The following is a 25,311-nucleotide window of genomic DNA, read 5'->3' as shown; positions in this document are numbered from 1 at the left end:
ACCGTCAGCCCACCGATGAACGTCAGCCGACGGAGGCCACACCCGTGGCGAAGGCCGTGTCGCACACCGGCCGGGACCACGCCTGGGCGCGGCGGGAGGCGCCGTCGTACTTGGCGACCGCCGCGCGGCCCAGCGAACGGGCGATGGAGGCGCAGTACTTGGTCAGGGACGGGTGCTGGGCCATGGCGACCTGCAGGTCGGTCAGGGCCACGCCCGGGTCCTTCTCCTGCAGTTCGGCCAGCAGGCGCTGGCGCAGCGCTTCCTGGGGCGACGTGGCGGCCTTCTCCGCCGCCACCTCCTTCGCACTCTTCGCGGAGGCGGTCAGCACCTGCGCCTCCGACGACGAGGCCGCCCACGGGACGCGGGTGACGGCGAGGGTTCCCGACAGGACGAGAACGACCGGAAGTACGAGCGCGAATGTCTTGCCGAGACGGCGAGCTACCTGGTTCACGCATCGGATGGTAGCGACTGGTGATGATTTGGCGACATTTAGTCACCCTCGCGAGGGAGTGAAAACGTTGCGAACGGAACGCCGTGTTGACGTCCGCACCCGAAAGGCCGGATATGCCTACGTATGCGCGGCAGTTGGCGAAGGCCGCCGCCAGCGTCCTCCCGGACACGCGAAAGCGGCCGGCCGGTGCGTACGGGATGCGTACGTACCGGCCGGCCGCCGTGTCACGACCGGGGGTCGCGTCAGTCGCTGAGGCGCTCGCCCGTGGAGGTGGCGAACACGTGCGTCTCGCCGGCCTTCGGCACGACGTGCAGCACGGAGCCCTTCTCCGGGATCTGGCGGCCGCCGACGCGGATGACCAGGTCCTTGTGCTCGCCGCTGACCTCGGCCGAGCCGTACACGTAACCGTCGGCGCCGAGCTCCTCGACGACGTTCACGGTCACGGCCAGGCCCGCCGGCGCGTCCTTGGACAGCGTGCCGCTCTCGCCGGTGACGATGTCGAAGTGCTCCGGGCGGACACCGACGGTGACGGTGCGGTCACCCTTGTCGGCGGCGGCCTGGACCGCGTCACGGGCCACGCTCACCACGGAGTTGCCGAACTTCACGCCGCCGTCGGTGATCGGCACCTCGACCAGGTTCATCGCCGGGGAGCCGATGAAGCCCGCGACGAAGAGGTTGGCCGGCTTGTCGTACATGTTGCGCGGGCTGTCGACCTGCTGCAGGAGACCGTCCTTGAGCACCGCGACGCGGTCGCCCATGGTCATGGCCTCGACCTGGTCGTGGGTGACGTACACCGTGGTGACGCCCAGGCGGCGCTGCAGGCTGGCGATCTGCGTACGGGTCTGCACACGCAGCTTGGCGTCCAGGTTGGACAGCGGCTCGTCCATGAGGAAGACCTGCGGCTCGCGGACGATCGCACGGCCCATCGCGACACGCTGCCGCTGACCACCGGACAGCGCCTTGGGCTTGCGGGCCAGGTACTCGGTGAGGTCGAGGATCTTGGCGGCCTCCTCGACGCGCTTGCGGATCTCCGCCTTGTTCACGCCGGCGATCTTCAGGGCGAAGCCCATGTTGTCCGCGACGGTCATGTGCGGGTACAGCGCGTAGTTCTGGAACACCATGGCGATGTCCCGGTCCTTCGGCGGCAGGTGCGTGACGTCGCGGTCACCGATGCGGATGGCGCCGGAGTTGACGTCCTCGAGCCCCGCGAGCATGCGGAGCGAGGTCGACTTGCCGCAGCCGGACGGGCCGACGAGAACCAGGAACTCGCCGTCGCCCACCTCGATCTCGAGGCCGTCCACCGCGGGCTTGTCGCCGCCCGGGTAGATCCGGGTCGCCTTGTCGAACGTGACAGTTGCCATGACTGAGTACAGTCCCTTCACCGGCAGGAACGTGCCGGACGATCCGAGTAAAGGTCTAGTCCGCCATGCGCGGACCTGCCGTGACGCTACCTGCCGGATCGCCCCTTGTCACCAGCCCCCAGCCCCCGAATTCCCCCGGCCTCCCCGCCGTCTCCTCCCCACCCCTCCCTTTACTCCCCGCCCCGCCCCGTCCCCGCCCGGTACACTGCGACTGCGCCTCCTTAGCTCAGCTGGCCAGAGCACCGCTCTTGTAAAGCGGGGGTCGTCGGTTCGAACCCGACAGGGGGCTCTTCGTCTGTCCGCGCCCGAGCAGGGCGAAGCCCCGAGCCGATCAAGGTTCGGGGCTTCTTCGCGTCAGATGACGCCCGGCGCTCACATCGGCGGGACGGATCGCCTGGCGTGTCCTCCGCTTGCGCCTACATCCGCGTTCGTCGCCACGCCGCGGCCGCACGATCCAGCTCGGCGTCGTGGTCGCCAGCTTCGCAGTGGGCATCCGGCCGTCGGGTTCCCTCGGCGGGGACCTGCCAGTCCGACCACCGCACCACTGGTCCGAACCGCTGCACATCCGCGGACAGGTATCCGCGGCAGCCGCCCGTGCATTCGGGTGCGCCGAGTTCCAGCCGTCGTCGCTCGCCGGTCGCCGCCAGGCAGTGAGCATGCTCGGCAGCCAGCGCGTGCTCGGCGTACGGCCCGCGACCTCCTTCACCGACGGTGCCGGTCACGATGTCTTCGCCGCTGACCAGCAACCGCAGATGGGCGACGTATCGAGGGCCCGGCGGCACTATCGCGATCTCCAACCGATCGAACATCGGCCCACGGTAGGGCTGGAAGCGCCGAGGAGTACGGGTCAGGAAGCCCACCGTCAACTCTCCCGTGCGCGACATCCGTTGGGGTCCGGCCGTCATCGGCTTGATCACCCGCGGAGTTGAGACAGCGCCCGGCCGCTGCTGACATGCTGGAGGCGGCCAACGGGTTCAGAAGGGTGGCGCGGGATGCAGTGGCAGATCCATGGGGAGCGGCCCATCTACGAGAACCCGTGGGTGGACCTGTGGCTGGTGGACGTGCAGCAGCCCGATGGCCGCCGTTGGGAGCACCACGTCGTCAAGATGCGGCACCTCGCGGTGGCCGCGGTGGTCGACGACCAGAAGCGGGTGCTGATGATGTGGCGCCATCGCTTCGTCACCGACACGTGGGCGTGGGAACTGCCCATGGGGCTGATCGAGGAGGGGGAGACCCCGGAGCAGGCGGCGGTCCGTGAGGTGGAGGAGGAGACCGGCTGGCGGGTCAAGGGCGTTGAGCCGCTGATCTACGGGCAGCCCGCGAACGGCATCACCGACTCCGAGCACTATGTCTTCCGCGCTGACGCCGGCACCTTCGTGGGGCCGCCGACGGAGGTCAACGAGACCGACCGGATCGAGTGGATCCCGCTCGCCGACATCCGGGGCATGATCGACCGGCGCGAGGTCGTCTCCAGCGGCTCCCTGATCGGGCTCCTTTATCTGCTGGTCGACGAGGCGACGAAGGCCTAGCCGAACGCCGCGCGCATCTTCGCCTCGAAGGCGACGACCGGCGCTTCGCTTGCGTGGTCGTTCAGGCGGGTGTGGAACTCGCGGACGTGTCCGACCACGCGCGGGGAGTCCACGTGAGTGGCCAGGTCCAGGGCGCTGTCGGCCGTCGAACAGGCCTGCTCCAAGGCGCCGTTGTGCAGTTGTGTGGACGCCAGCCAGAAGGCGTGGAGGGCCCGGCCGCGCTGCTGGTCCCGGTGTTCCCGGCGCAGCCCCTCGGCGATCAGCGGCTCGGCCTGGCGGTGTTCGCCGAGTTGGGCGAGCGCGATGCCCGTGTCCACAATCAGCTTCGTCTCGTCGAAGTAGCGCACCCACTGCGGTGCGGGCCCGCTGCCGTGGCGCTCGAAGTGGGTGTGTGCTTTGGCGATGGCCCGGTGGCACTCGGCCGGGGAGCGCAGGGTGGCATGGGCGAAGGCCTCGCGCATGTGGAGCATCGCCATCACCAGGTCCGGGGATTCTGTGTGCCGGGCGGTGTCCTGTGCGGCGGACGCCAGGGCCGCCGCCTCGCGAGCGTCGCCTTCGTAGGTGGCCTGCAGGCTCAGGCAGGAGAGCACGTTGGCGATGAACTGCCGATCGTCGACTCTTTGGGCCAGTTGGAGAGCCTGGGCGAAGTAACCGCGGGCCGTGCTGTATTGGCGGGCGTCGAAGTACGCCCATCCCGCCATGCGGGCTAACTCCGCTGCCACGGTCATCAGACCTCTGCGCAGCGGGCCCTCCCCTGTGCGGTCGATGAGCTGCTGCGCATAGTGCAGTTGGCCGACGACGGCTGGCCGCAGCGCCGCTCCTCCGTGCTGGTCGTCCCGGCGCCAGTAGTCCTCGATGGAGGACTGCAGCGCGGTGAGGGCGGAGCGTGAGACCTTCTGACCCGCGACGCGATGCAGGATGCCGTCGAGTTCGGTGCTCAGCGGTGCCGATGCTGCCCGGGCGGGTGCGGGCGGCTCGTCGGGTTCCTGCGCGACCTCGGTTACTTCGGAGTCGGCCGGCAACTCCCACGGCCGGCGCGCCAGCCCGAGCATGGCGCCGGGAATGCGTAGCCCGTCGGCGACTCTTTCGATCACGTCGATGTGGGCGAGTCTGCGCTGCCCGGCCATGATCTCGCCGACACGGCTGGGGGTCATACCGCATAAGCCCGCGATACGGGAGCCGTAGATCCCTGCCCGGCGGCGGACGAGGGTGAAGATCCCAGCGAAGTCACGGGTGCGGCAGGCGCGGATCATCTCAGGATCCGTGAGCAGCGCTGACGGCAGTTCCCGGGGCTCGTACGCCGTGGCCATCGGCCATCCCCCGTCTGTCACGGAAGGTGAGAGCGACTTAACTCCACGCGATGGTACCCAGGTTGGGTAACCACGTGGGCCTTAATCCAGGACTGGCCGGAGCGGGACGCTCTCCGCACGCACCGCAATCGGTGTGACCTCTCGAAACCTCGATGGGACGAACGTCCCCACTAGGGGGAGCACCATGCCCGCTGCACCCAGGCCCGACACCAGGCCTCGCCCTCAGCCGCTCCCAGGCAAGCAATCCGCAGCCTCCTGTGACCTAGTCTCCAGACCGACCATGCCGGCGGCCCTCGTCGTCCTGGACGACCTCTCCTTGGCCGTCGAGCGCGAGCAGTTGACACAGGCGGGCGAGGTCCGGCGCACCACGGCGCGATGGGTGGGCAGGCTCCGGCAGATCACCGCAGTGAAGCTCAATCTGTGGGGTCTGTCGGTTCTGGCCGATGACGCACAACTGCTGGTCAGCGAGTTGGTGACCAACGGATTCAGGCACGGCTCGGGCGCCCACATCGTGTTCCGGCTGGTCATCAGGCCGGACGCGGTGGTCGTGGAGGTCGACGACGGCTCTCCCAGCCGGCCGGAAGTATGCGACCCCGGACCCGATTCCGTGCGTGGTCGCGGACTGGTCCTGGTCTCAGCCCTTGCCTCCTCGTGGGGCGTGAGTCCGGACGGGACTCGGACCTGGTGCGTTCTCAAGCCACCCGGCGCGACGCGAGAGGAAGTGTGAGCGGTGCGCTCATCCCACTCTGTCTGTGGAGGTCTCGTGACTGACGAAGGCACCAACGCATTGGCGCCATCCGGCGCCGCCGCCCCGTTGCTCGTGGCCAGCCCCTTCCTCGCCCAGTACCTCCTCGTCCAGCCCGGACAGGCCGCCGGCGTCCGCATCCCGGAGGTCCGTTACGAGGAACTGCGGTCTGCCAGTGCCGAGAGCCGTTCCGTCCCCGACTGGCTGGCCGAGGCGGTGAGGCGGGCGTGGGGCACCGAGCTGTACGCCGCTCCGGTCGGCAACGTGATCCTCGTCCGCGAACGTTCCCCATTCGGCTACGCCAAGGCGTCGTGGGAGATCAATCTCGGCTGCGACTACGACTGCGAGTTCTGCTACCTCGGCGAGAAGCGCTTCGAGGGCCTGGACTGGGCGGGCAAGCAGCAGCTGCTCCGCACGCTGCGGGACGCGGGGGTGTTGTGGCTGCAGATCACCGGTGGAGAGGCGTTGATCGACCGCGAGTTCGGCGCGGCGTACGCGTACGCCCACCAGCTCGGGATGATGGTCCAGGTCTCGTCGAACGGCTCCAGCCTGCGCAAGCAACCGATCCGGGACCTGTTTGCCCGGCACCGTCCCTACCGCCTGACGCTGAGCGTCTACGGTGCGACCGCCGGGACGTACGACAAGGTCACGCGGAACCGCGGAGCCTTCGGCCGCTTCCTGAAGGGCCTGGACGCCGCCCGCGAGGACCGGCTGCCGGTCCGCCTCAACGTGATCGTCTCTGACGACAACGCGCATGAGGTCGACGCGATGGTCCGTCTCGCCGAGTCGTACGGCTTCCCGCACCAGGTCTTCACCACCATGTCGCCGACCATCGACGGCGAGGCGAACCCGCTCGCGACGCAGGCGCAAGGCCACGTCACAGCGCGCAGCGTCTTCACGGGCTGCAACGCGGGCCGCACGTTCTTCCACGTCAACCCGCACGGCATCGCGTCGGTCTGCAAGGTCGGCCGCGACCCAAGCGTGAACCTCGTCACCGAAGGCGTCGAATCCCTTCGCCGGCTCGGCGCCATCGCCGAGTCCCTACAGCTCCGCACCGGTGGATGCTCCGGCTGCACCAAGGCAGGCACGTGCCGTACGTGCCGGCCGCTGGCCAAGCTCTTCCAGGAGGCGGGGGACCGTCGAGAGCTCTACTGCCAACACGGAGGTTACGGATCATGACTCCACCCGCCACCACCCTGGCCCCGCTGCGCGAGCCCGTGATGCTCACCATCGGCCGCCGCCCCGCGGACGGGCCGACCGGCGTGCTGCCCGTGCCGCTGGCCGCGGCGCCGATCAAGGATGACGAGATCCAGGTCATCGCGGACCTGGACGAAGCCGTCGAGGGCGCCGAGTGCTCCTGCTCGGCCGGTGAAGACCAGCCGTACTAAGCCGACCCGGGCGGCCTCGTGCTTGGCCCGCCCGCTCCCACGCTGCCGCCCCGGCCCGTACTGTGGCCGGGGCGGCAGCCCTGTACCCGAGAGCACACGAGGAACCGCGCGTGACCATCTCCCGCATCGACTTCGATCAGCTTTCCGCCGAGGTTCGCCGGGCCGTCGCCGACAAGACCGGGACGGTGCAGCGGGCTGTGACCGCGCGGGGCGGCATGAACTCCGGCATCGCCTCCCTCCTGGAGGCGGAGAGCGGCAGCGTCTTCGTGAAGGGCATCCCCTCGGACCACCCCCAGGTCGGCGCACAGCGCCGTGAGGCAGCGATCGCCCCACACCTGCCGACCTCCTGCCCGCGCCTGTACTGGCACCTGGAACTCGACGGCTGGAGTCTCCTCGGCTACGAGGTGATCGACGGCCGTCACGCCGACTACGCACCCGGCTCTCCGGACCTGCCCCTGGTGGAAGCCGCACTCGCCGAATTGCAGACGATCACGGCGCCGTCCGGCATCGCGATCAAGAACGCCGTCGACCGCTGGGCCGACTACGCGCCGCCCGGCACCCTCCACCACTTCGAGGGCGACGCCCTGCTCCACACCGACTTCGCCCCCGACAACGTCCTGATCGTCGGCGACCGCGCCCGCCTCGTCGACTGGGCCTGGCCCACACGAGGCGCCGCCTGGATCGACCCCGGCGCCTTGGCCCTGCGCCTCATGGAAGCCGGCCACCCCGTGGCGGCGGCTCTCGACTTCGCGGGCCGCTTCCCGTCGTGGCGGGCGGCCGAGCCGGAAGCACTCGCGGCGTTCGGCACGGCTACCTCTGCGCTGTGGCGTGAGATCGCCGAAGCCGACACGACGCAGTGGAAGAGGGGGATGGCGGAGCGAGCGACGATGCTCGCACACGCGCTGAGCGCCTGAGCAGGGACGAACCGGTAGGGGATGCTGGTCAAGCTTGCGGCGGTCAGTCCGGCTCTCGGTCGCGCCCGCACGGCCATCTGAGGTTCAACCCGGGGCCGGGGCGTGAAAGAGGGGGAATCGGTCACGTTCACAACCGCGATGAGGGAGCGAATACGGCGTCAGGCGCCTGGGGGGACCCGTGCCGGTGGGAGGTGCATAATCGGCCCGGTCGTCGTACGGAGTGGGGGATGGCGATGGCACTGCGCGGGGTCGGAACGCGGACCGGGCACGATCAGCGGGCGGCACCGAGCGCGGCTGGCGGGGGCGTCGGGGGGCTGTTCAGGCGGGCGGCGTCCGCGGTGGGGGAACGCCTGGGTGCGACGGTCCCTGCCGACGAGGAGTTCTGCCGGACCTGTCGCCGGACGGTGGCGCCCGTCAGGCGGAAGAAATGGGCGAAGGCGACCCTGTTCAACGCGACGGGCCAGCTGTTCGGCGTGATCGTGTCGATCGTCGCCTGCTTCACCCCGGTGGACCCCTGGAAGAGTCCCCGGCGGTGGCTCGCGTGCTGGCCCGCCGCCATCCACCCGGCCGGACTCGGGGTGGCGGCCGCCGTCGTGGCGACACTGGCGAGCGCCTGGTACGCCGACTTCGTCAACGAGCGAGCCGAGCTGACGATCTACTGCCCGAAGTGCCGCAGCGTGCTGTCGGGGCCGACCGGCCAGGCTCTGCCCCGGCCTGACGGCAATCCCTGACGGCAACGGCGGCGCACCCACTTGCGGCTACATCCGCGTTCGTCGCCACCCTGCGGCCGCACGATCCAGCTCGGCGCCGTAGTCGCCCGCTTCGCAGTGGGCATCCGGCCGTCGGGTCCCTCGGCGGGGACCTGCCAGTCCGACCACCGCACCACTGGTCCGAACCGCCGCACATCCGCGGACAGGTATCCGCGGCAGCCGCCCGTGCATTCGGGTGCGCCGAGTTCCAGCCGTCGTCGCTTCGCCGGTCGCCGCCAGGCAGTGAGCATGCCCGGCAGCCAGCGCGTGCTCGGCGTACGGCCCGCGACCTCCTTCACCGACGGTGCCGGTCACGATGTCTTCGCCGCTGACCAGCAACCGCAGATGGGCGACGTATCGAGGGCCCGGCGGCACTACCGCGATCTCCAACCGATGCCCGGCACCGTCCCTACCGCCTGACGCTGAGCGTCTACGGTGCGACCGCCGCGGCGTACGACAAGGTCACGCGGAACCGCGGAGCCTTCGGCCGCTTCCTGAAGGGCCTGGACGGCTTCCCGCACCAGGTCTTCACCACCATGTCGCCGACCATCGACGGCAAGGCGAACCCGCTCGCGACGCAGGCGCAAGGACACTCACTTCAGGCGGGTCCTCCCCCTGCATTCGGGGTCGGGGCAGAACCAATCCAGAGTGAAGAAGGGGTCATGACGCACCTCGTCCGTCTCGACCCTTACTGCTGCCGGATGGATCGTGTGCTTGCAGTAGGGACATGTGCGGGACAGCCCGGCCAGCTCACTCTCGCGGCACCGCCGGGGCAACACTTGCATTTCCATACTTCTACCGTGTCACAGAAATACCTGGCCGAACGCTGAGAGGGACTCGACATTCGTGAGGGCCAAGAGCCGGGAGACCGCCGGGCTCGGGTAACGAAGTTTGGTGGTGAGTGGTGATGCGTTCGGGGAGGCGTTGAGGCCGGAGCAGTCGCAGAGCGTGAGGGTGGTCAGGGTCAGGGTCAGGGTCAGGTCGGTTCGGGGTGGGGTCGCGTCGTGCGCGCCGTCGTCGTGCTGCTCGAAGAAGCGGAGCAGTTCGGCGGGGAAGGGCGTGTCGAGGGTGCTGTTCCTCTCGGCCGCGACGTCGACCACGGTCTGCAGCAGGCGTAGTTGGAGTGCGCCAGGGGTGTCGGCCATCGTGGACGCGGCGTCGGTGAGGCGCTGGGAGGCCTGGAACTCGCCGTCTGCGGGGACACGTTTGATGCGCAGTCCCCACGGTTCCTCGGCGGGTGCGTCCCCCGTTTCCGTCAGCGCTAGTCCCTGGGCTTGAACGCGGCGTGGAGAGGGACGGAAAAGGTGTTCCGATCAAGACGCCGGAGCTGGCCGGCCCGGCAACAAGCGCGTACCGAGGAGGGGTTCCGGCAGCACCGCCTACGCGGGATTGATCCGGAACGCAAAGCGCCACTACGAGCACCGTTCCGCTGGTCTGAGCGGTAGGGTTGCACCATCGAGAGCTTTCTGTACGTCGGCTGCCATGCGGGCGCCGTTCTTGATGAAGGTCAATGCCGGTCACGCTTTGCGCGACGACCGGAGACGGGTCCACCCCATGACGACGACCACCGGCCGTTTCGCCATTGAGTATGCAAGGTTCGAAAATCTTCCCCCTCGCGGCGGCCCGGACATCGCGTCTTCCCGTGGGCTTTCAGGCGAGGAGTTCGCGGCGGAACCCGAGCGAAACGAGGCTCTGCCCGTGGCCGAAGGCGGGGGATGCGCAGCGGAGGAAAAGGCAGGCCATAGTCTGTCGCCGGCGGTCGACCGACTACAGGATCCCCAGGAGCCCTTGGAATACATGGGCGGTGCAACTACGGACCCCCAGGCACACGCTGCGCCCCGAACAGCACAGGCGCCCGACTGGCGGCGCCGGGACCGGCCGAAGACACGCACCTCACATGATCTTTCCCTCCCCGCGCCGGGCGTCGCCGAGGTGCGCATCACGGCGGCTTCGCCGGATGTGGCCAGGACCGCGGCGCCGGCGCTGCGTTCCTTGTTCGCGAGTACCGAACAGCGCAGCTATCCCGCTGGTGATACGGGCACGGGCACGCGCCTCAACCTCAGCATCGACATCTCCCGGCCTCCGGATCCTGACGCGGCCCTCGCCACGGAGCCGCCTCCGCAGCTCGTAGAAGGAGCTCGGCAGATTTGGCCGTGACCGAGCGCCTTCTGCCAGGGCTCCCGGGAGACGGTCCGGCACGGGTGCGACTGGGGTCGCTGGACGACGCGCCCCAGCGGCTCGACGGCACGTGGTGGCCACGTTCGTACGACCTGGGCCGAGAACTTCCGCCTCTGATAGCGGCGTTGGACAGCCGATGGCCGGGCATCACCCGTGTCACCGTCTGCCGGACGATGTGGCGGATCCAGCCCGACAGCGTGACCGTCGGCGACCGCGAAGTCCACATCAAGAGGTCCGGGGCCGTTCCTCACCCGCACACGATCTGCCTCCTCGCCTACGGCATCGGCAGGTGTGACCTGCTCGTCACACCGCCCGGAGCCCAGGGCCCCGGCTGACCCACCCGACGGGTCCGACCGGTACCAGTCCGGGACGGGGTGTCCGGCTCCACGGCCCAAGAGGACGTGAAGGGAGCGTCCGGGCGGTTCGAGGTCTGGTGCGTCGCGTCCCAGAGGGAGCACCCTCCCGTTCGCTTGTTAGGTGAGCCTTGCCTGTTCTAGGGTCTGCGCGGCATATCCCCCGTCCCCGGAGCCGCACGTGTCCTCGTCCCACATCGTCCTTCTCGGCGCCATCGCCGGCTTCACCATCTACCTCGGACTGCCGATAGGCCGGCTCCAGCGGCCCGCGCCCCGGCTCCGGGCGGCACTCAACGCCGTCGCCATCGGCATCCTGCTCTTCCTGATCTGGGATGTGCTCACCGCCGCGTGGGAGCCGACCGACACCGCCCTCGGCGACCACCACTGGACCAAGGCGGTCGCGGGCGGCGCGATGCTGGCGGCCGGCGTCGGGGCCGGACTGATGGGCCTCGTCCACTACGACCGCTGGCTGGCCGGCCGCGCCCGTCGCCGCCCCTCCGGCCTGTCCGAGGGTCCGGGCGCCGCGGCCGTCACCGAGCGGCCGGTCGCGAAGAGTTCGCGGGCCGCCGGGCTCGCGATGATGATCGCCGTGGGGATCGGCCTGCACAACTTCGCCGAGGGCCTGGCCATCGGGAACTCGGCCGCCTCCGGCGAGATCTCCCTCGCCGTCCTGCTGATCATCGGCTTCGGCCTGCACAACGCCACCGAGGGTTTCGGCATCGTGGCCCCGCTGTCCGCCGAAGGCGAGCGCCCCTCCTGGTCACGCCTCGCCCTCCTCGGACTGATCGGCGGCGGTCCCACCTTCCTCGGCACCCTTGTCGGCCAGCACGTCGTCAACGACTACCTGTCCATCGCCTTCCTCGGCCTTGCCGCCGGCTCCATCCTCTACGTCGTCATCGAACTGCTGTCGGTGGCCCGCAAGACCGGAATGAAGGAACTCACGAGCTGGATGATCCTGCTCGGACTGCTCCTCGGCTTCGCCACCGACGCCGTCGTGACCGCCGCGGGCGCGTAGTCCGGGACGTTCCTGCTCGCCCCGGCGGCGACCGTCCACGGCGGTTCCTCAGGCGCGGCCGTGGCCGGTCGTCGGGCCGGCCGCGACTGCCGGCGTGGCCGGCCGGGACGCGTGCGGCGCGGGGGATTGCGGCGTGGCCGTCCCGGGGCTCGCCGACGGCGTCGCGGTGGCCGGTTTGCCGTGGCCCGACGTCTGGCCCGACGTCTGGTCGGCGGTCAGCCGGGCGCAGTACGAGGCGACATCGGCAGAGCCGCCGGCGGCCGCGTCGAGGCGGCGTTGCGCCGTGGAGTCCACGTGCTCTCCGCGCCGGGAAGCCCGCAGGTAGGAGGTGCACAGACCCTTGAGGCCCGGCTGTGCGACGGTGCTCGCGCCAGGCGTGGCAGGGTGCGTGGGCGCCTGACCCGAGTCAGCGGGCGCCGTCGCGCTCGGGGCGGGGGCGGGCCGCCCGGCACCGGCGGCACCGGAGGTGCGCGGGGAGGGCGACGACGCGGAGGCAGAGCGGCTCTCCCCGGGCGTGCCGCGCCCGGAGTGGAACGGACCCGGCAGCGTCCCGGTCGTCGCGGCGATCGCCACCCCGCTCAGCAGGGACACCGCGGCGATGCTGCCGACCAGCACCTTCGTCGGGCGGGACGCGCGCCGCCACCGTGCACGAGGGTGCCGGGAGCGTGCCGGCGTACGACCGGCGCCGTGGGCGTCGCGGAAGGCCTCGAGGACGAGCCGCTCGGTGTTCCTGCTGCCGGGCCGGGAGTCCGCCTCCTCCACGGCGCTGGCCAGCAGGCGGGCGAGCCCTGCGACCCGCTCGTCGTCGTGGGGCGCGCCGGGCCTTGCGTCCAGCAGATGGTCCGCCGTCTCGGCATCGAGCCAGCCGGTCTGTTCCGCCGGGTCGCCGTGCGGCCGCCGCCCCGGCGGTTCGTCATCGGGCCGCCCGGGGTCGGAGCCCTTCCGCTGCTCCGGATGCTCGTTCGTCGTCATCGTCGTCACTTCTCCTCGGTGCCGCCGGGGCGGCGCATGCGTTCCGCGAGGCGCTTCAGGCCGCGATGGGCCGCGGTGCGGACGGCGCCCGGCTGCTTGCCCAGGACCTGGGCGGCCATGGGGGCGTCGAGCCCGAGCACCACCCGCAGCAGGACGGCCTCGGCCTGATCGCGGGGCAGCTCCGCGATCAGGGACAGTGCGTGAGCCGTTGAGAGGCTCTCCAGGGCCAGCCTCTCCGAGTCCTGGTCGGCCGGGGAGTCCTTGGCGGTGTCCACGAGTTCGGTGGTCCGCGGCCGGACGTTGCTCCGGCGCAGGTGATCCAGCGCGCGGTTCCGGGCGATCGTGGCAGTCCAGGCGCGGAAGGCGGGCCCGTCCCCACGGAAGTCGCCCAGGGCGCGCACGACGTCGTGCCATGTCTCGGACGCGACGTCGTCGGCGTCGTTGCCGACAAGACCGCGGAGGTATCCGACCAGGCGCGGGTTGACCGTGCGGTAGACACGGGCGAACGCGGCCTCGTCGCCCGCACGGGCCTGCGCGAGGGCAGCGGCGAACGCCGTCTCGTCCGTCGCGCCCCTCCGGGTCCCCTGCGCTCTCCCCACCTGTCCTCGTCGTGCTCGTCGGATGCCGGGGCGGTGGCGTCCACCGCCGGCGTAAGCCGTCTGGTTCTCCTGACCGCGACCCGGGGTCTGCCGTGTGGATCTCCGGGGCGTCCGCGCGGATCCGAACGGCGGACCCTAGCCCTTGGTCCTGCCGGCCACCGCGAGACAGAAGAGGCGCAAGCTGTCCTGCGACCCGTTCTCGTACCGTTTGACGGCCTTGCCGAGGGGGTTCCACAGCCGGCCGTCGGGCGTCCGGATGCCGAACGGCTGTCCGAAGATAGCGCGCTGCTGGGCGTCGAACTCCACCCAGGCCGCTCCCGTGGTCTGCACCAGCACCTCACCGGTGTACGCGCCGAGGGTCAGAAGGGTCCGGGCCAGGGCCGTGGTCTTCGGTCCTCCTTGGCGCAGGCCGTCGATGATGCGGTCGACGAGGGCCAGGCTCTCCGGCGAGTAGTCGAGCACCAGCCCCGACCGCTCGCGGACCCTGGCCACCAAGCCGGCGGCCAAGTAGGGACCGGACTCCGAGGCCGCCGGAAGGGCCTCCGACGCCTGCTCCGCCACCAAGCCCACCCCTCCATCCCTGCCGCGCCACGCGGGAATGCGTGTCGAACAGGGGACGCAGCGGCCGCCGAAAGCGTTACACCCCCTTCCGCCTGCGGCGCAGCGGAGGCATGGGTCGACGTACCGCGCCCGTCGTCTGCGGATCCCGCACGTTTTGGCGCTCTCGCCCCGGCATGGGACGGCATGGATGGCTCCTTGGCAGGGTCCAGGCCAATCCGTCAGCCTGTGCCGCCCCTTCACGGAGAACCACCTGATCGCCAGGAGGCGTTCATGCGTGTGCCGTTCGAAAAGGTGAAATCCTTCGCGGCTGCGGGCAAGTGCGCCCGGAGTGCACCGACTTCCCGTCCTCGGTGACCAGCGGGACGAGTGCGTGGACGCAGGGTGCCGCGCCCGCCCCGAAGCGCCCGGTCCGCCAGGGTCCGGACGGCTCCTGGCGGACCGGGATCGACCGGTTGGACCGTTTTGTGTGCGGCGTCGCCAACGCGGCGTCCCTCTTGTAGGGTGCGCGGCTGTGCAGAACCAGACAGTGCCGCCACGCTCCGAAGCGGACCGCGTGCACGGAGCGGCCGAGCAGCGCCCGCGACGTTTTCGCGACGTCGACCGACCGGTGTTCGTCGACGCTTCGGGGCGGCGGCAGCGCCGGGTGAGGCGACTCGGCTACCTGCTGGTGATACCCGCGGCGGCCTATGTCGCGCTGGTGCTGAGCACGGTCCTGGGCGGCCCTTCGGTCGACTCGCCCCTCCTGCCGGTGCCGGCCGCGGGCGATCACCGCACCGGCGGCACCACCATCGGGGACGCCGGGCTCGGCAGCGGCGACCGCACACCGGCGGCCGGTAAGAAGGGCTCGGGGCCGACGGACGGTTCCCGCACCGCGCAGCCCGCGCCGAGCGGTGGGACCGCGGGAGCCTCCGTGCGTCCGTCGGATCCCGGAACGGCGTCCCCGTCCGCTTCGCCGCCCGCGACGGCTTCGGCCGCGCCGTCCGCTACGGCCGGCCCCACCGTGACCCACGGCAAGAGCACGGCGACCCATCCCACCCCCACGCACACCGGACACGGTCACTGATGAGCTCCCGACAGGCGGCGGCGACACGTCGCCGGGGCCACCGCGGAGTCGTCCGCAACGCGCCGCTGCGCACCCACTGGCTGCTGCTGACCGTGCTTGTCCTCACCCTCGCCGGGACGCTCCTCATCCAGGGCTACACCCAGCACATGTTCGGGATCGGTGACGACGCGGCGGGTGCCGGCGGCGGACCCGCGGACCGGGTACCCGCCGCGGTCGCTCACGGCGGCCCGGTCGTCGACAGCGCGGTGACGCCGGCCCGCACCGCCCGCCCGACGACCCGCACCATCGCCCTCACCTTCGACGACGGGCCCGACCCTCGCTGGACCCCGCAGATCCTCGCCGTGCTGCGCCGCCACCACGTGCACGCCACGTTCTTCGTGGTCGGCACCGAGGTCGCCGCCCATCCCGCCCTCGTGCGCCAGATCCTCGCCGACGGCAACCAGCTCGGCATCCACACCTTCACCCATGCCAACCTCGGCACGATCCCCGCCTGGCAGCGCTCGCTGGAACTGCGCGAGGCCCAACTGGCCGTGGCCGGGGCCACCGGGCAGACCAGCTCGCTGCTCCGCCCGCCCTACTCGTCGGGCAACGACGCCCTGGACGACCGCGACTGGGACGCCGTCGAGACGGCCGGGCAGCACGGCTACCTCACCGTGCTCACGACGCAGGACAGCGAGGACTGGCAGCACCCCGGTGTCGGCAGGATCGTCGCCAACGCCACGCCGCACGGCAGCGCCGGCCAGATCGTGCTGATGCACGACGGGGGTGGCGACCGCGGGCAGACCGTCGCGGCCCTCGACCGGCTGGTGCCGCAGCTCACCGCACGCGGCTTCCGGTTCGCGACGGTCTCGGACGCGGTCGGCCTCCCGCAGGTCATGCACCCCGCGAGCAGGGGCGACCACTGGCTCGGGCTCGCCCTGATCGGCACCCTCGGCGCCAGCGGCTGGGCGTTGCGGATCCTGGGGTGGCTGCTGCTCGCGGCGGGCGTGCTCGCCGTGCTGCGCGCGGTCGCCGTGGTGGTCGCCGCCCGCCGGCACACCCGCGGACGGCGGGGGACGGTGTGGGGGCCGCCGGTCGTCGAGCCGGTCAGCGTCATCGTGCCGGCGTACAACGAGAGCGCCGGGATCGAGGCCGCGGTCCGCTCGCTGCTGGCCTCCGACCATCCCGTCGAGGTGATCGTCGTCGACGACGGCTCCACCGACGGCACCGCCGACCTCGTGGAGTCCCTCCGCCTGCCGGCCGTGCGTGTGATCCGGCAGGCCAACGCGGGCAAGCCCGCCGCCCTCAACACCGGCATCGCGGCAGCGTCGTTCGAGCTGCTGGTCATGGTCGACGGCGACACCGTCTTCGAGCCCGACGCCGTCCGCACGCTGGTGCAGCCGTTCGCCGACTCCCGGGTGGGTGCCGTCTCCGGCAACGCCAAGGTCGTCAACCGCCGTGGCCTGCTGGGCCGGTGGCAGCACATCGAGTACGTCGTCGGCTTCAACCTCGACCGGCGGCTGTTCGACCTCGGGCAGTGCATGCCGACCGTGCCGGGAGCGGTCGGCGCCTTCCGCCGCGGCGCGCTCCTGCGGATCGGCGGCGTCAGCGACGAGACGCTCGCCGAGGACACCGACCTGACCATGGCGCTGTGCCGTGAGGGCTGGCGGGTGGTGTACGAGGAGGACGCGATCGCGTGGACCGAGGCCCCGGCCTCGCTCGGCGCCCTGTGGCGGCAGCGCTACCGCTGGTGCTACGGCACGCTCCAGGCGATGTGGAAGCACCGTGACGCCGTGGTCTCCCGCGGCCAGGCCGGCAAACTCGGCCGCCGCGGCCTGCTCTACCTGCTGCTCTTCCAGGTCCTGCTGCCGCTCGTCGCACCGGTGGTCGACGTCTTCGCCGTCTACGGCCTCGTCTTCCTGGACCCGGTGCGCATCGTCGGCCTGTGGCTGGCCTTCCTGCTGCTGCAGACGGTCATCAGCGCCTACGCCTTCCGGCTCGACGGCGAACGCCTGGGGCCGCTGTGGACGCTGCCCCTCCAGCAGTTCGTCTACCGGCAGTTGATGTACCTGGTCGTCATCCAGTCCGTGGCCACCGCCCTCGCGGGCAGCCGCCTGCGCTGGCAGCGCATGGAACGCTACGGCAGCCTCACCGTGCCACCCGGCCCCGCCGCGCCCCCGCCCGCGTCCTCCCGGCCGGCCGCCGGTCCCGCCCCGCAACCGGACCTCGCCGAGACATGGCTCGACGAGGTGCGCGGCGCGGCAGCCGGCACGGACGTCACCTACCTGCGCAGCGGCCACACCCCGGGCCTGTACGGAGACGAGACCGCCGGCAGCTCCTCGGTACCGCCCGCCTACGGCCCCGGTCCCGACCGCGGCGGATTCTGACCGGGCGGGCCCGAAGCGCTCAGGCGGTTCCGTGGTGGGCGAGCGAGGCGTGGGGGTCGGTCCCGTGAGGGGGGTGGTCGGTGTGGACCGTGGCCGCCGTCAGGCGGGGGATGGCGTGGATGAGGGCGTGTTCGGCGGCGGCTGAAATGGCGTGTGCCGCCTCCACGGTCAGATGGGGGTCGACGACGATGTCGGTTTCGGCGCGCAGGGTGTGCCCGATCCAGCGCATGCGGACCTGGCCGACGTCCTGGACGCCGTCGACGTCGCGCAGCGTCGTCTCGGCGGTGTCGACCAACTCCGGGTCGACGGAGTCCATCAGGCGGCGGTACACCTCGCGGGCGGCGTCCTTGAGGACCATCAGGATCGCGACGGTGATGAGCAGGCCCACGACGGGGTCGGCCCAGCGCCAGCCGATCGCGACGCCACCGGCACCCAGCAGGACGGCGAGGGACGTGAAGCCGTCGGTGCGCGCGTGGAGGCCGTCGGCGACCAGGGCCGCCGAGCCGATCCTGCGACCGGTGGTGATGCGGTAGCGGGCCACCCACTCGTTGCCGACGAACCCGGCCAGCGCCGCGATGGCGACGGCCCACAGGTGGCTGATGTCACGCGGGTTCAGCAGCCGGTCCACGGCTTGGTAGGCCGCCAGCGCGGAGGACGCGGCGATCGTCAGGACGATCGCGATGCCGGCCAGGTCCTCCGCACGGCCGTACCCGTAGGTGTAGCGGCGGGTGGCCGCCCGCCGGCCCACGACGAACGCGATGCCGAGCGGCACGGCCGTCAGGGCGTCGGCGGCGTTGTGGACGGTGTCACCGAGCAGCGCCACCGAACCGGAGAGCGCGACGACGACCGCCTGCACGACGGCCGTCAGCCCCAGGATGCCCAGCGACAGCCACAGCGTGCGCATGCCCTCGCGGGAGGTCTCCAACGCGGAGTCGACCTTGTCCCTCGCCTCATGGCTGTGCGGGGTGAACAGGTGCCCGACCTGGTGGCGCAGCCCGCTCCAACGCGCACCGAAGCGCCCGTGCCCGTGTCCGTGGTCGTGGTCGTGGTCGTGGGCCTCCGCGTGGTCGTGATGCGGTTCGCCGGGGTGCGTGTGAGGGTGGTCGTGCGTGTGCTCACTGCCGTCCATGGCCCCACAGTCGCAGGTCCATTCCCTTGCAGCCACTCGCGTTGTACAAGCTCTGAGCTGCTGCAATGCCGTCGCAACAGCGAGCGTTGGGCACCGTGGACATGCGCGGGCGGTCAGTGGCCGGCGGGGCCGCGCGCCCCGCTTCGTGAGAGGTGTCCTTGCCGAACGCGCGGCGGGGACGGCAGCCTGACTGCGACGGCCGCACGCGGGCCGGCCACCGCGGTCCGGCCGCGGTGGTGCACGCGGACGCCGCGAGAGGGGCAGCAATGGACCAGGGCACCCGTGACGAGCTCGTCGGTCGCCTGGCCGAGGCGATCACGTCCGTCAGGACCACGCACCCGGTGCGGGTCGCCGTCGACGGGCCGCCCGCCGCCGGCAAGACCACGCTGGCCGACGAGCTCGCCGTCCTCCTGCGTGCTCGGGACCGCGAGGTCGTCCGCGCGAGCATCGACGACTTCCTCTTCCCCCGTGCGCAACGCTACCGACGCGGCCGGTACTCGGCCGAAGCCTGCTATGACGACGCCCACGACCGCGCCGCGCTGCGCCGGGTCCTGCTCGATCCGCTGGGCCCGGGCGGAGACCGGAGGTTCCGGCACCTGGTCTACGACGCGGCCACCGACACCCCGTCGTCCCCGCCGTACCGGACCGCCGCCGCGGACGCCGTACTGCTCTTCGACGGCGTCTTCCTGCTGCGCCCGGAACTCATCGACCGCTGGGACCTGAGCATCTTCGTGTCCGTCCCCTTCGAGCGGACGGTGGACCGCGCCAGGGACCGGGACGCGGCGCCGGCCGGACCCACCGCCGACACCGCCGGAATCGACCGGTCCTGGCGCGACCGCTACATCCCCGCCCAGCAGCTCTACTTCGCCACCGCCCGCCCGGCCGAGCACGCCGACGTCGTCGTGTACAACGACCAACTCCACCGGCCGGCCTGGGACGTCCGGCCCCGCTCGTCCCCGCGCGGGATGTGACCGCCGCTCCGGCGCGGCCCAGCGGGGGTGGAGACGGCCGCGCCCGCCCCCGCGGCCGGGTACGCCCGCGGGCGTCACAGCGCGGTGGGCGCGCTCTCCCGGTCGGGGACCTGCGGTGACGGGTCGTCCGGACCGCCAACCGGGGCGTCGTCCGGACCGCCAACCTGGGCGTCGTCCGGGGCGGCGGCGCGCAGCGCCGCTTCCACCCGGCGGTTGCTGGTCATGAATGCCGTGACGGCCGTCATCGCCAGGAGGAGGCCGGCGGCCGCGTAGAGCGGGGTGCGGATGTCGTAGGTGGTGGCCAGCCAGCCGCCCAGGAAGGCGCCGAACGGCGCGGCGCACATGGCGAGCATGCGGGACGTGGAGGCTACCCGGCCCATCAGGTGGGCGGGGACGATCGACTGGCGGAGGGAGGGGCCGATCACCATCGTGGCGCCCATGGCTGCTCCGCAGACGGCGAGCGCGAGACCGGCGACGTACGGGTCCGGGGCGGCGGCCAGGCCCAGGATGGCCAGCCCTTCGACGGCGGCCGTGCAGGTCAGTGCCGTGCCGGTGCCGAGGCGCCGGCCGAGGCGGGAGGCGACGCCGGCACCGAGCAGGCCGCCCGTGGCCTCCGCCGTGAGGAGCAGGCCGAAGCCGTAGGTGTCCATGCCGAGGCGGTCGTGCGCGAAGAGGGCCAGGACGGTCTCGACCGCGAGGAAGGAGATGTTCCCGACCGCCGGGCGGAGCGCGAGTCCGAGCAGCAACCGGTCGCGGAAGACGTACGAGGCACCGGCCCGCGCCTGCCGGAGCAGCGACTCGCGGACCTCCGGCACGGGCGGGGGCATGGCGGGCAGCGAGCGGACGAGCAGTGCGGACAGGACGAACGACACCGCGTCGGCGAGCAGCGGAACGGCTCGCCCCAGCGTGAGCAGCGCGCTGCCCGCCGGCGGCCCCACGAAGCCGGACATGGCCGTCTGGGCGCCGCGCAGGCGGGAGTTGGCGCGTTCCAGGAGTGCGGGGTCGCGGCTGAGCAGATCCGGCAGGTAGGCCGTGGCGGCCGTATCGAAGAAGAGTCCGCCGAGGCCGAGCATGAAGGCGACGGCCGCGAGCAAGGGAATGCTCAGCACACCGAGCACGGCCGCCGCCGCGGGTATCGCGAGCAGCACCGCACGTGCCGCGTCCGCGACCCACATCGTGCGCCGGCGGTCCCAGCGGTCCACCAGCGCACCGCCGAGCACCCCGAAGAGAATCCACGGCAGCGTCCCCGCGGCCGTGACGACGGCGAGCGCCATCGGGTCCCGCGTCAACGTCAGTGCGAGCAGCGGCAGTGCGGCCTGCGTCACCCCGTCGCCGAGCGAGGAGACCGTCTGCGCGGTCCACAGCCGTCCGAACCCCGTCGGCAACGCCCTTGTCCCTGTGGTCACTTGGTGCCTCCCTCGGTCTGCTTGCCCGACGCCGGGTGGAACAGTGCGAAGACGAGGGACGTGTCCGGCAGCGACGGGTCGGACAGCTCCCGGTACTCGTCCGCCAGCGCCTGCAGCCGCGTCCCCAGTTCGGCGAACTGCTCGTCGGTGAGCCGCAGATGCGCCATGCGCACGTGCCGCTCGCCGTCCGCCGGCGATGCCTCCAGGTCCGCCACCGCGTGCCGCATCAGCACGTCCGGGCCTCCCTCGCCCGGTTCCGGCAGCACGATCGAGCGTGCGGCCATCGCGTAGTACCGCTCGGTGACACCCCGCACCTTCCGCGTGCGCACCACCTTCACCAGGCCGGCCCGCTCCAGCAGCCGCACGTGATAGCTGGAACTCCCCTTCGCCATACCGACCCGCTCGGCGATCTGGGTGATCGTCGCCGGCTCGAAGCGGAGCACGGCCATGATCCGGTGGCGCGCCAGATTGGAGACGGCGCGCAGCTGTTCGTCCGTGGTGACGTGAAACGTCTCGGGGAGATCGTCGGTGGGCATGCGAGTAATGGTCAACGATTCTTGACCATTGCGCAAGAGGGTTGCGCGCGGACTTCCGGAGGCTGCCGTTCCGGGCCCGTGACCTCGGAGGACTCGGGGGACGGTGGCGTTTCTAGGACGCCTGGGGCCGGCGGAAGAGCGGGCCGTAGGTGCTGGTGGTGCCCGGGATCGGGGTCTCCATCAGAGGGACGGCGGTCCCCTCCAGCCCGCGCATGGCGTGGACCGCCGCGTCCAGGCTTCGGCTCCCGCCGCCGGCCCAGGCGGACTCCAGGGAGTCCAGGACGGAGTGATAGGTGGTGTCGAACTGCCCGAGCAGTTGGGCGACCTGCGGCGCCGCGTCGGGCCAGCCGCCCGACGGGACCACGGCCATGGGGCGCGTGTCGGGGAAGGGCACGGGGTCGCCGCAGAACTGCCAGGCCGTGCCGTTCAGTTGCAGGCAGCGCCCGTAGTAGATCTCGCCGAACGCGTAGTAGTGCGCCGGTTCGTCGGCGCCGAACGCGTCGGCGGGGGAGGCGGCCGTCCCCTCGCCCTGTTCCTTGACGGTGTCGAGGCAGCGCACGACGTCGTCGAGGCTCGTGACCGGCTTCAGCTCGTCACTCCCGACGCGCGCCGACACCTGCCGGTCCGGCGACAGGGCGGGCGCGACGGTGCGGAACGCGGCGAGCAGCCCGTCGTAGAAGGAGCCGATCGTGGGGGAGGCGAGGAGGCCGCGGGCCAGCGGGGCCTCGGGCTCCTCGATCGCCATCATGACGTCGTGGACGAACGACCTCGTCAGCCCGGACAGGTACACGGTCACGCCAGGACGCACACCACCGGGCAGCGGGCCCGGATAGACCGGCGCCGCGTCCTTGATCCGCGGCTGCCCGCCGACGGCGACGAGCAGGTTGCACACCACGCCGAGGTGGTACATCTCGTCGTCGATGACGCGCCTGATCAGGCGGGCGGCCCGGCTGGTGCGGTCCTTCACCGACCACCAGGCGCACAGGTACACCGGGATGGTGGACAGCTCGAGTTCCACGGCGACCTGCAGCGCGGACCTGATCCAGTCGAGGTCGCGACGGTCCCCGTCGACGGAGAGCAGGCGGCCCACGGAGCCGCCGCCGGCCGGGGTCGGGGGCGGGGTCGGGGGTAGGCCGGCGTCTGCCGCGGCCTGTGCGGCGGGGGAGGGTGCGAGCGCGCCGGCCGTCACCGCCGCCGTCGAGACCACGAAGGTTCTGCGCCGGACCGTGCCGGATTCGGCGTCGGGGTCAGGGCTGGTGTGCGCCATCGTCGCCTCCGGACGCGGTACCGGCTCCCCATGGTGGCGACCCGGCCGGGGATCGGGACGCCCCGCCGCTCACGCAAGCTAACAGCGGCGGGGTCCCCGGCCCGCCCACACGCCTGCGGCGAGCCGCCCGGCCACACGATCGGCCGACGCTTCCCGCGGCCGGGCGGCCCGGAAGCGGCCGACGGACGGGTGGCGGCGACAAGCAGCGAAGGGCCCCGCCCGCAGGTCCCGGCTAGTCTGGGAGACCGGTCGGCCCACGCCTGGGAGGAGCAGCATGGACCCGCAGCACTTCGCACTCCTTGACGAGGCCCGCAGGAGCCTGCCGAATGGGTTCAAGGCCGAGATCTCCGGCGACACCATTGTCATGATGGTCGGACCGTCCGGCATCCATCAGCGCAACCTCCTCTTCCTCCGGCGGCAGTTCGACGCGCACTGCCCCGCCGACCTCCTGCCGAGCGAGAACACCGACCTCGTCTCTCCCGGTGTGGGCAAGAGCCGCAACCCCGATCTGACCTATCTGCCGGCCGACGTCCTGGAGACCACGGACAACCAGGTTCCCGCGGAGACCGCGGCCATCGCCGTCGAGCTGGTCTCCCCCTCGAACCCCGAGAACGACTGGGTGGGCAAGGTCCGGGACTATCCTGTGATGGGAATCCCGCTCTACCTCCTGGTCGATGCCAGGCTGAAGACCGTGACGCTCTTCAGCAACGCGGACGGCAGGAAGTACCACCGCCGCGAGGACGCCGACTTCGGCGAGAGCCTCCGCATCCCCCCACCGTTCGACTTCGACCTCGACACGGCGTCGCTGCTGCCGTATTCCTGAGGCCCCGGCCGGATCCTGCGCGAACTGCGTGTGCTCGGGTCCGGCGGGCGCCGGCCCGCCGGCACGTCTCCGGCCCGAGACCTGTCCCGAGCGGTCGGGGCGGGTGATGATGGCCCGGTGTTCTTCGTAGATCTCACCGCGTACGAGTACCAGGCCGAAGACTCGTTCACGGACCGGGAGTCGGGCTTTTACGCGCTCTGGTACCGCCCCGCGTACGCCCGATTGAACGTCGGATGGCTGGCGGCCGGGCGGCCGTATCCCCCGGGTCCCGTCCCCGCCGGATTCGTCGAGAAGCTGGACCTCCTCCTGGGCATCCAGTGGATGAACCAGTGCCTCGGCAAGCACGAGTGTGATCTCTGCCCCCCAGGCGAAGGGCCGGAGGGGAACGGGGAGTTGCGCATCCCGGGAGCGCCAGGAGTCGCCTACGCCGCGCCGTCCCTGGTCACTCACTACGTCGCCGCCCACGGCTACCGGCCCCCTGGCGCCTTCGTCGACGCCGTTTTCGCGGTCGACGCCGAGGAGTGGGCCGGGAAGCGCTGGCCCGACGTTCCCTTTCCCTGGGTGCCGTCCCAGGTCGAACGCCTCCTGGAGTGAGGGGATGCTCCGGTTCAGCGGTCACCCACTCGCGGATCTCAGCTCAGTCGTCTACGGGAGAGGAAGCGGCGCTGGGCGCCATGGCCCGGGCCGACGGGGACGGCGAGCGGAGACGCGGTGGCCCACGTACCCTGCCCCCCGGTCGCAGCCGCGGAAAGGGTTTCCACCCGGAGCAGGCGGTCCGGCACGCTGAGGTGGTGAGTGCCTACAGCAGTGACCAAGAGTTGGGCGATGTCCGTGACGTGACCCGTGGCGACGTCGAGGTTGACGTTGCCGCGAACCGGTTGGACGGCACTGTGCGCCTGTCGATTCTGTGGACCGACGAGATCGTCTTGTCCCCGGACGACGCCGAGCGCGTGGCCCACGCGCTCCTGCGGGCCGCGGGAGAGGGGCGGAGGGGGACGGGCGGGCTGCGGAGGAGAGGGGGGTGGGTGAGGGAGGGGTCTGGTGCGGGGCGGGAGGAATCGGGCGTGCGTGCGGGGCGGGTGGTTCTCTGGGGGCTGTGGCTGGGGTGCCTGCTGTTCGCCGTCTGGTTCTTCGCCAGGGTGATCGCGCTGTTCGTGCAGGCGGAGTCCTGGTGATGCGCGCGGGCCGCCGCCGGTCGTGTCGCAGGGGCCCGGTCGGCACACGTCAGAGCGGCGGGAGCTTCTGGCGGCGGCGCGGTCGGGAGAGGCGGCGGGGCTGGCGGGGGACGGAGCCGTGGCGGTAGCCCGTGGTGAGGTAGCCGCCGAAGCCGAAGAGGAGAAAGAAGAGGACGTAGGCCCAGGGCAGTTGGCCGGGGAACCAGGTCGGTCCGCCGCCGAGCGCGAGCACGCCCAGCGGCTCGGTCAGGGCCCAGGCGGGTGCTCCGGACGTCAGCACGTCCCAGACCGCCGCCGCGACGAACACGACGAGCGCGCCGATCATGAGCGCCGGCATGCCACCCGCCGTCACGTGCAGGGCCACGTGCAGAGGTTGCAGGGATCGCGCGGACTGCGCGAAACACCGCGCTCGCCCGGTTCAAGTTCGTCGACGGAGCCGCGCCCTCGTCC

General features: G+C 71.6%; 28 protein-coding genes and 1 tRNA gene. 16 read left to right on the top strand and 13 right to left on the bottom strand.

What is annotated here, in order from left to right:
* Window positions 1-22: 22 nt before the first annotated feature.
* Both BMW99_RS23505 and BMW99_RS23500 read right to left on the bottom strand, forming a co-directional pair.
* Window positions 23-451 carry a hypothetical protein gene (locus BMW99_RS23505; RefSeq protein ID WP_075017487.1) on the bottom strand — a complete coding sequence of 143 codons (429 nt, stop codon included), beginning with the start codon at window positions 449-451 and terminating at the stop codon, window positions 23-25.
* A gap of 242 nt (window positions 452-693) precedes the next feature.
* On the bottom strand, window positions 694-1,812 hold the full coding sequence (locus BMW99_RS23500; protein ID WP_069466405.1) for an ABC transporter ATP-binding protein: 1,119 nt from the start codon (window positions 1,810-1,812) through the stop codon (window positions 694-696).
* A 215-nt stretch (window positions 1,813-2,027) separates the two neighbouring features.
* Between BMW99_RS23500 and BMW99_RS23495 the strand changes: the two genes are divergently transcribed.
* Window positions 2,028-2,101 (top strand) — tRNA-Thr (locus tag BMW99_RS23495).
* 127 nt (window positions 2,102-2,228) lie between these two features.
* Here BMW99_RS23495 and BMW99_RS23490 read toward each other — a convergent pair.
* Window positions 2,229-2,729 carry a hypothetical protein gene (locus BMW99_RS23490; protein ID WP_245791596.1) on the bottom strand — a complete coding sequence of 167 codons (501 nt, stop codon included), beginning with the start codon at window positions 2,727-2,729 and terminating at the stop codon, window positions 2,229-2,231.
* A 75-nt stretch (window positions 2,730-2,804) separates the two neighbouring features.
* Here BMW99_RS23490 and BMW99_RS23485 point away from each other — a divergent pair, with 75 nt between their 5' ends.
* Window positions 2,805-3,341, top strand: a complete 537-nt coding sequence (locus BMW99_RS23485; protein WP_069466619.1) for an NUDIX hydrolase — start codon at window positions 2,805-2,807, stop codon at window positions 3,339-3,341.
* Here the strand turns inward: BMW99_RS23485 and BMW99_RS23480 are convergent.
* Window positions 3,338-4,651 (bottom strand): helix-turn-helix domain-containing protein, encoded by a 1,314-nt coding sequence (locus BMW99_RS23480; protein WP_069466620.1) that lies wholly within the window; start codon window positions 4,649-4,651, stop codon window positions 3,338-3,340. The genes BMW99_RS23485 and BMW99_RS23480 overlap by 4 nt on opposite strands.
* 280 nt (window positions 4,652-4,931) lie before the next feature.
* Between BMW99_RS23480 and BMW99_RS23475 the strand changes: the two genes are divergently transcribed.
* The 5 genes from BMW99_RS23475 to BMW99_RS40815 all read left to right on the top strand — a co-directional run bounded on the left by BMW99_RS23475 (window position 4,932) and on the right by BMW99_RS40815 (window position 8,429).
* A complete protein-coding gene (locus tag BMW99_RS23475; RefSeq protein ID WP_079138938.1) occupies window positions 4,932-5,378 on the top strand; it encodes an ATP-binding protein in 447 nt (148 codons plus the stop codon).
* A 93-nt stretch (window positions 5,379-5,471) separates the two neighbouring features.
* Window positions 5,472-6,575, top strand: a complete 1,104-nt coding sequence (locus BMW99_RS23470) for a radical SAM protein (protein WP_069466625.1) — start codon at window positions 5,472-5,474, stop codon at window positions 6,573-6,575.
* Window positions 6,572-6,784 (top strand): hypothetical protein, encoded by a 213-nt coding sequence (locus BMW99_RS23465; protein WP_069466621.1) that lies wholly within the window; start codon window positions 6,572-6,574, stop codon window positions 6,782-6,784. The genes BMW99_RS23470 and BMW99_RS23465 overlap by 4 nt, the downstream gene beginning before the upstream one ends.
* A gap of 110 nt (window positions 6,785-6,894) precedes the next feature.
* On the top strand, window positions 6,895-7,698 hold the full coding sequence (locus BMW99_RS23460) for a protein kinase family protein (RefSeq protein ID WP_069466622.1): 804 nt from the start codon (window positions 6,895-6,897) through the stop codon (window positions 7,696-7,698).
* A gap of 404 nt (window positions 7,699-8,102) precedes the next feature.
* The gene (locus BMW99_RS40815) at window positions 8,103-8,429 is read left to right on the top strand and encodes a hypothetical protein (protein ID WP_143080558.1); all 327 of its coding nucleotides are present in this window, start codon (window positions 8,103-8,105) and stop codon (window positions 8,427-8,429) included.
* Between the two features lie 821 nt (window positions 8,430-9,250).
* Here the strand turns inward: BMW99_RS40815 and BMW99_RS43120 are convergent.
* Complete coding sequence (locus tag BMW99_RS43120) at window positions 9,251-9,592, bottom strand: hypothetical protein (RefSeq protein ID WP_069467135.1); 342 nt, start codon at window positions 9,590-9,592, stop codon at window positions 9,251-9,253.
* Between the two features lie 409 nt (window positions 9,593-10,001).
* Between BMW99_RS43120 and BMW99_RS42915 the strand changes: the two genes are divergently transcribed.
* The 3 genes from BMW99_RS42915 to BMW99_RS23430 all read left to right on the top strand — a co-directional run bounded on the left by BMW99_RS42915 (window position 10,002) and on the right by BMW99_RS23430 (window position 11,993).
* Window positions 10,002-10,604, top strand: coding sequence for a hypothetical protein (locus tag BMW99_RS42915; RefSeq protein WP_177226098.1), 603 nt, complete (start codon window positions 10,002-10,004; stop codon window positions 10,602-10,604).
* Window positions 10,601-10,960 carry a DUF5994 family protein gene (locus BMW99_RS23435; RefSeq protein WP_069467134.1) on the top strand — a complete coding sequence of 120 codons (360 nt, stop codon included), beginning with the start codon at window positions 10,601-10,603 and terminating at the stop codon, window positions 10,958-10,960. Before BMW99_RS42915 ends, BMW99_RS23435 begins: the two co-directional genes overlap by 4 nt.
* A 199-nt stretch (window positions 10,961-11,159) precedes the next feature.
* On the top strand, window positions 11,160-11,993 hold the full coding sequence (locus BMW99_RS23430) for a ZIP family metal transporter (protein ID WP_069467133.1): 834 nt from the start codon (window positions 11,160-11,162) through the stop codon (window positions 11,991-11,993).
* A gap of 48 nt (window positions 11,994-12,041) precedes the next feature.
* On the opposite strand, the gene BMW99_RS23425 is transcribed toward BMW99_RS23430, so the two are convergent.
* From BMW99_RS23425 to BMW99_RS23415, 3 genes are all read right to left on the bottom strand, one after another.
* Window positions 12,042-12,965 (bottom strand): hypothetical protein, encoded by a 924-nt coding sequence (locus BMW99_RS23425; RefSeq protein ID WP_143080557.1) that lies wholly within the window; start codon window positions 12,963-12,965, stop codon window positions 12,042-12,044.
* 5 nt (window positions 12,966-12,970) lie between these two features.
* A complete protein-coding gene (locus tag BMW99_RS23420; RefSeq protein WP_069466154.1) occupies window positions 12,971-13,564 on the bottom strand; it encodes an RNA polymerase sigma factor in 594 nt (197 codons plus the stop codon).
* A 135-nt stretch (window positions 13,565-13,699) separates the two neighbouring features.
* The gene (locus BMW99_RS23415; RefSeq protein ID WP_069466155.1) at window positions 13,700-14,125 is read right to left on the bottom strand and encodes a hypothetical protein; all 426 of its coding nucleotides are present in this window, start codon (window positions 14,123-14,125) and stop codon (window positions 13,700-13,702) included.
* 511 nt (window positions 14,126-14,636) lie between these two features.
* On the opposite strand from BMW99_RS23415, the gene BMW99_RS40810 reads away from it, so the two are divergent.
* Window positions 14,637-15,188, top strand: a complete 552-nt coding sequence (locus BMW99_RS40810; RefSeq protein ID WP_141726367.1) for a hypothetical protein — start codon at window positions 14,637-14,639, stop codon at window positions 15,186-15,188.
* Window positions 15,188-17,554, top strand: coding sequence for a bifunctional polysaccharide deacetylase/glycosyltransferase family 2 protein (locus BMW99_RS23400; RefSeq protein WP_079176151.1), 2,367 nt, complete (start codon window positions 15,188-15,190; stop codon window positions 17,552-17,554). Before BMW99_RS40810 ends, BMW99_RS23400 begins: the two co-directional genes overlap by 1 nt.
* A gap of 19 nt (window positions 17,555-17,573) precedes the next feature.
* Here BMW99_RS23400 and BMW99_RS23395 read toward each other — a convergent pair whose 3' ends face one another.
* On the bottom strand, window positions 17,574-18,683 hold the full coding sequence (locus BMW99_RS23395; protein WP_075017483.1) for a cation diffusion facilitator family transporter: 1,110 nt from the start codon (window positions 18,681-18,683) through the stop codon (window positions 17,574-17,576).
* Between the two features lie 266 nt (window positions 18,684-18,949).
* Between BMW99_RS23395 and BMW99_RS23390 the strand changes: the two genes are divergently transcribed.
* Window positions 18,950-19,654 carry a cytidylate kinase family protein gene (locus tag BMW99_RS23390; RefSeq protein ID WP_069462572.1) on the top strand — a complete coding sequence of 235 codons (705 nt, stop codon included), beginning with the start codon at window positions 18,950-18,952 and terminating at the stop codon, window positions 19,652-19,654.
* Between the two features lie 74 nt (window positions 19,655-19,728).
* Here BMW99_RS23390 and BMW99_RS23385 read toward each other — a convergent pair whose 3' ends face one another.
* From BMW99_RS23385 to BMW99_RS23375, 3 genes are all read right to left on the bottom strand, one after another.
* Window positions 19,729-21,039 (bottom strand): MFS transporter, encoded by a 1,311-nt coding sequence (locus BMW99_RS23385; RefSeq protein ID WP_075017482.1) that lies wholly within the window; start codon window positions 21,037-21,039, stop codon window positions 19,729-19,731.
* A gap of 17 nt (window positions 21,040-21,056) precedes the next feature.
* On the bottom strand, window positions 21,057-21,596 hold the full coding sequence (locus BMW99_RS23380; protein WP_069466590.1) for an ArsR/SmtB family transcription factor: 540 nt from the start codon (window positions 21,594-21,596) through the stop codon (window positions 21,057-21,059).
* A 112-nt stretch (window positions 21,597-21,708) separates the two neighbouring features.
* Entirely contained in the window at window positions 21,709-22,863 is a 1,155-nt protein-coding gene (locus BMW99_RS23375) for a ferritin-like domain-containing protein (protein WP_075017481.1), read from the bottom strand.
* A gap of 274 nt (window positions 22,864-23,137) precedes the next feature.
* Here BMW99_RS23375 and BMW99_RS23370 point away from each other — a divergent pair, with 274 nt between their 5' ends.
* The 3 genes from BMW99_RS23370 (at window position 23,138) to BMW99_RS41405 (ending at window position 24,861) form a co-directional block, all read left to right on the top strand.
* Window positions 23,138-23,686: a Uma2 family endonuclease gene (locus tag BMW99_RS23370; RefSeq protein WP_075017480.1), complete on the top strand. Its 549-nt coding sequence runs from the start codon at window positions 23,138-23,140 to the stop codon at window positions 23,684-23,686.
* 117 nt (window positions 23,687-23,803) lie between these two features.
* A complete protein-coding gene (locus BMW99_RS23365; RefSeq protein ID WP_069465038.1) occupies window positions 23,804-24,280 on the top strand; it encodes a DUF7919 family protein in 477 nt (158 codons plus the stop codon).
* Window positions 24,281-24,477: 197 nt separating this feature from the next.
* The gene (locus BMW99_RS41405; protein WP_177226096.1) at window positions 24,478-24,861 is read left to right on the top strand and encodes a hypothetical protein; all 384 of its coding nucleotides are present in this window, start codon (window positions 24,478-24,480) and stop codon (window positions 24,859-24,861) included.
* Window positions 24,862-24,910: 49 nt separating this feature from the next.
* On the opposite strand, the gene BMW99_RS23355 is transcribed toward BMW99_RS41405, so the two are convergent.
* Entirely contained in the window at window positions 24,911-25,225 is a 315-nt protein-coding gene (locus BMW99_RS23355) for a hypothetical protein (protein ID WP_075017479.1), read from the bottom strand.
* Window positions 25,226-25,311 lie beyond the last annotated feature (86 nt).

Source organism: Actinacidiphila rubida, from assembly GCF_900110255.1.
Taxonomy (GTDB): Bacteria; Actinomycetota; Actinomycetes; order Streptomycetales; family Streptomycetaceae; genus Actinacidiphila; species Actinacidiphila rubida.
This window is presented reverse-complemented; position numbering and strand designations above follow the sequence as displayed.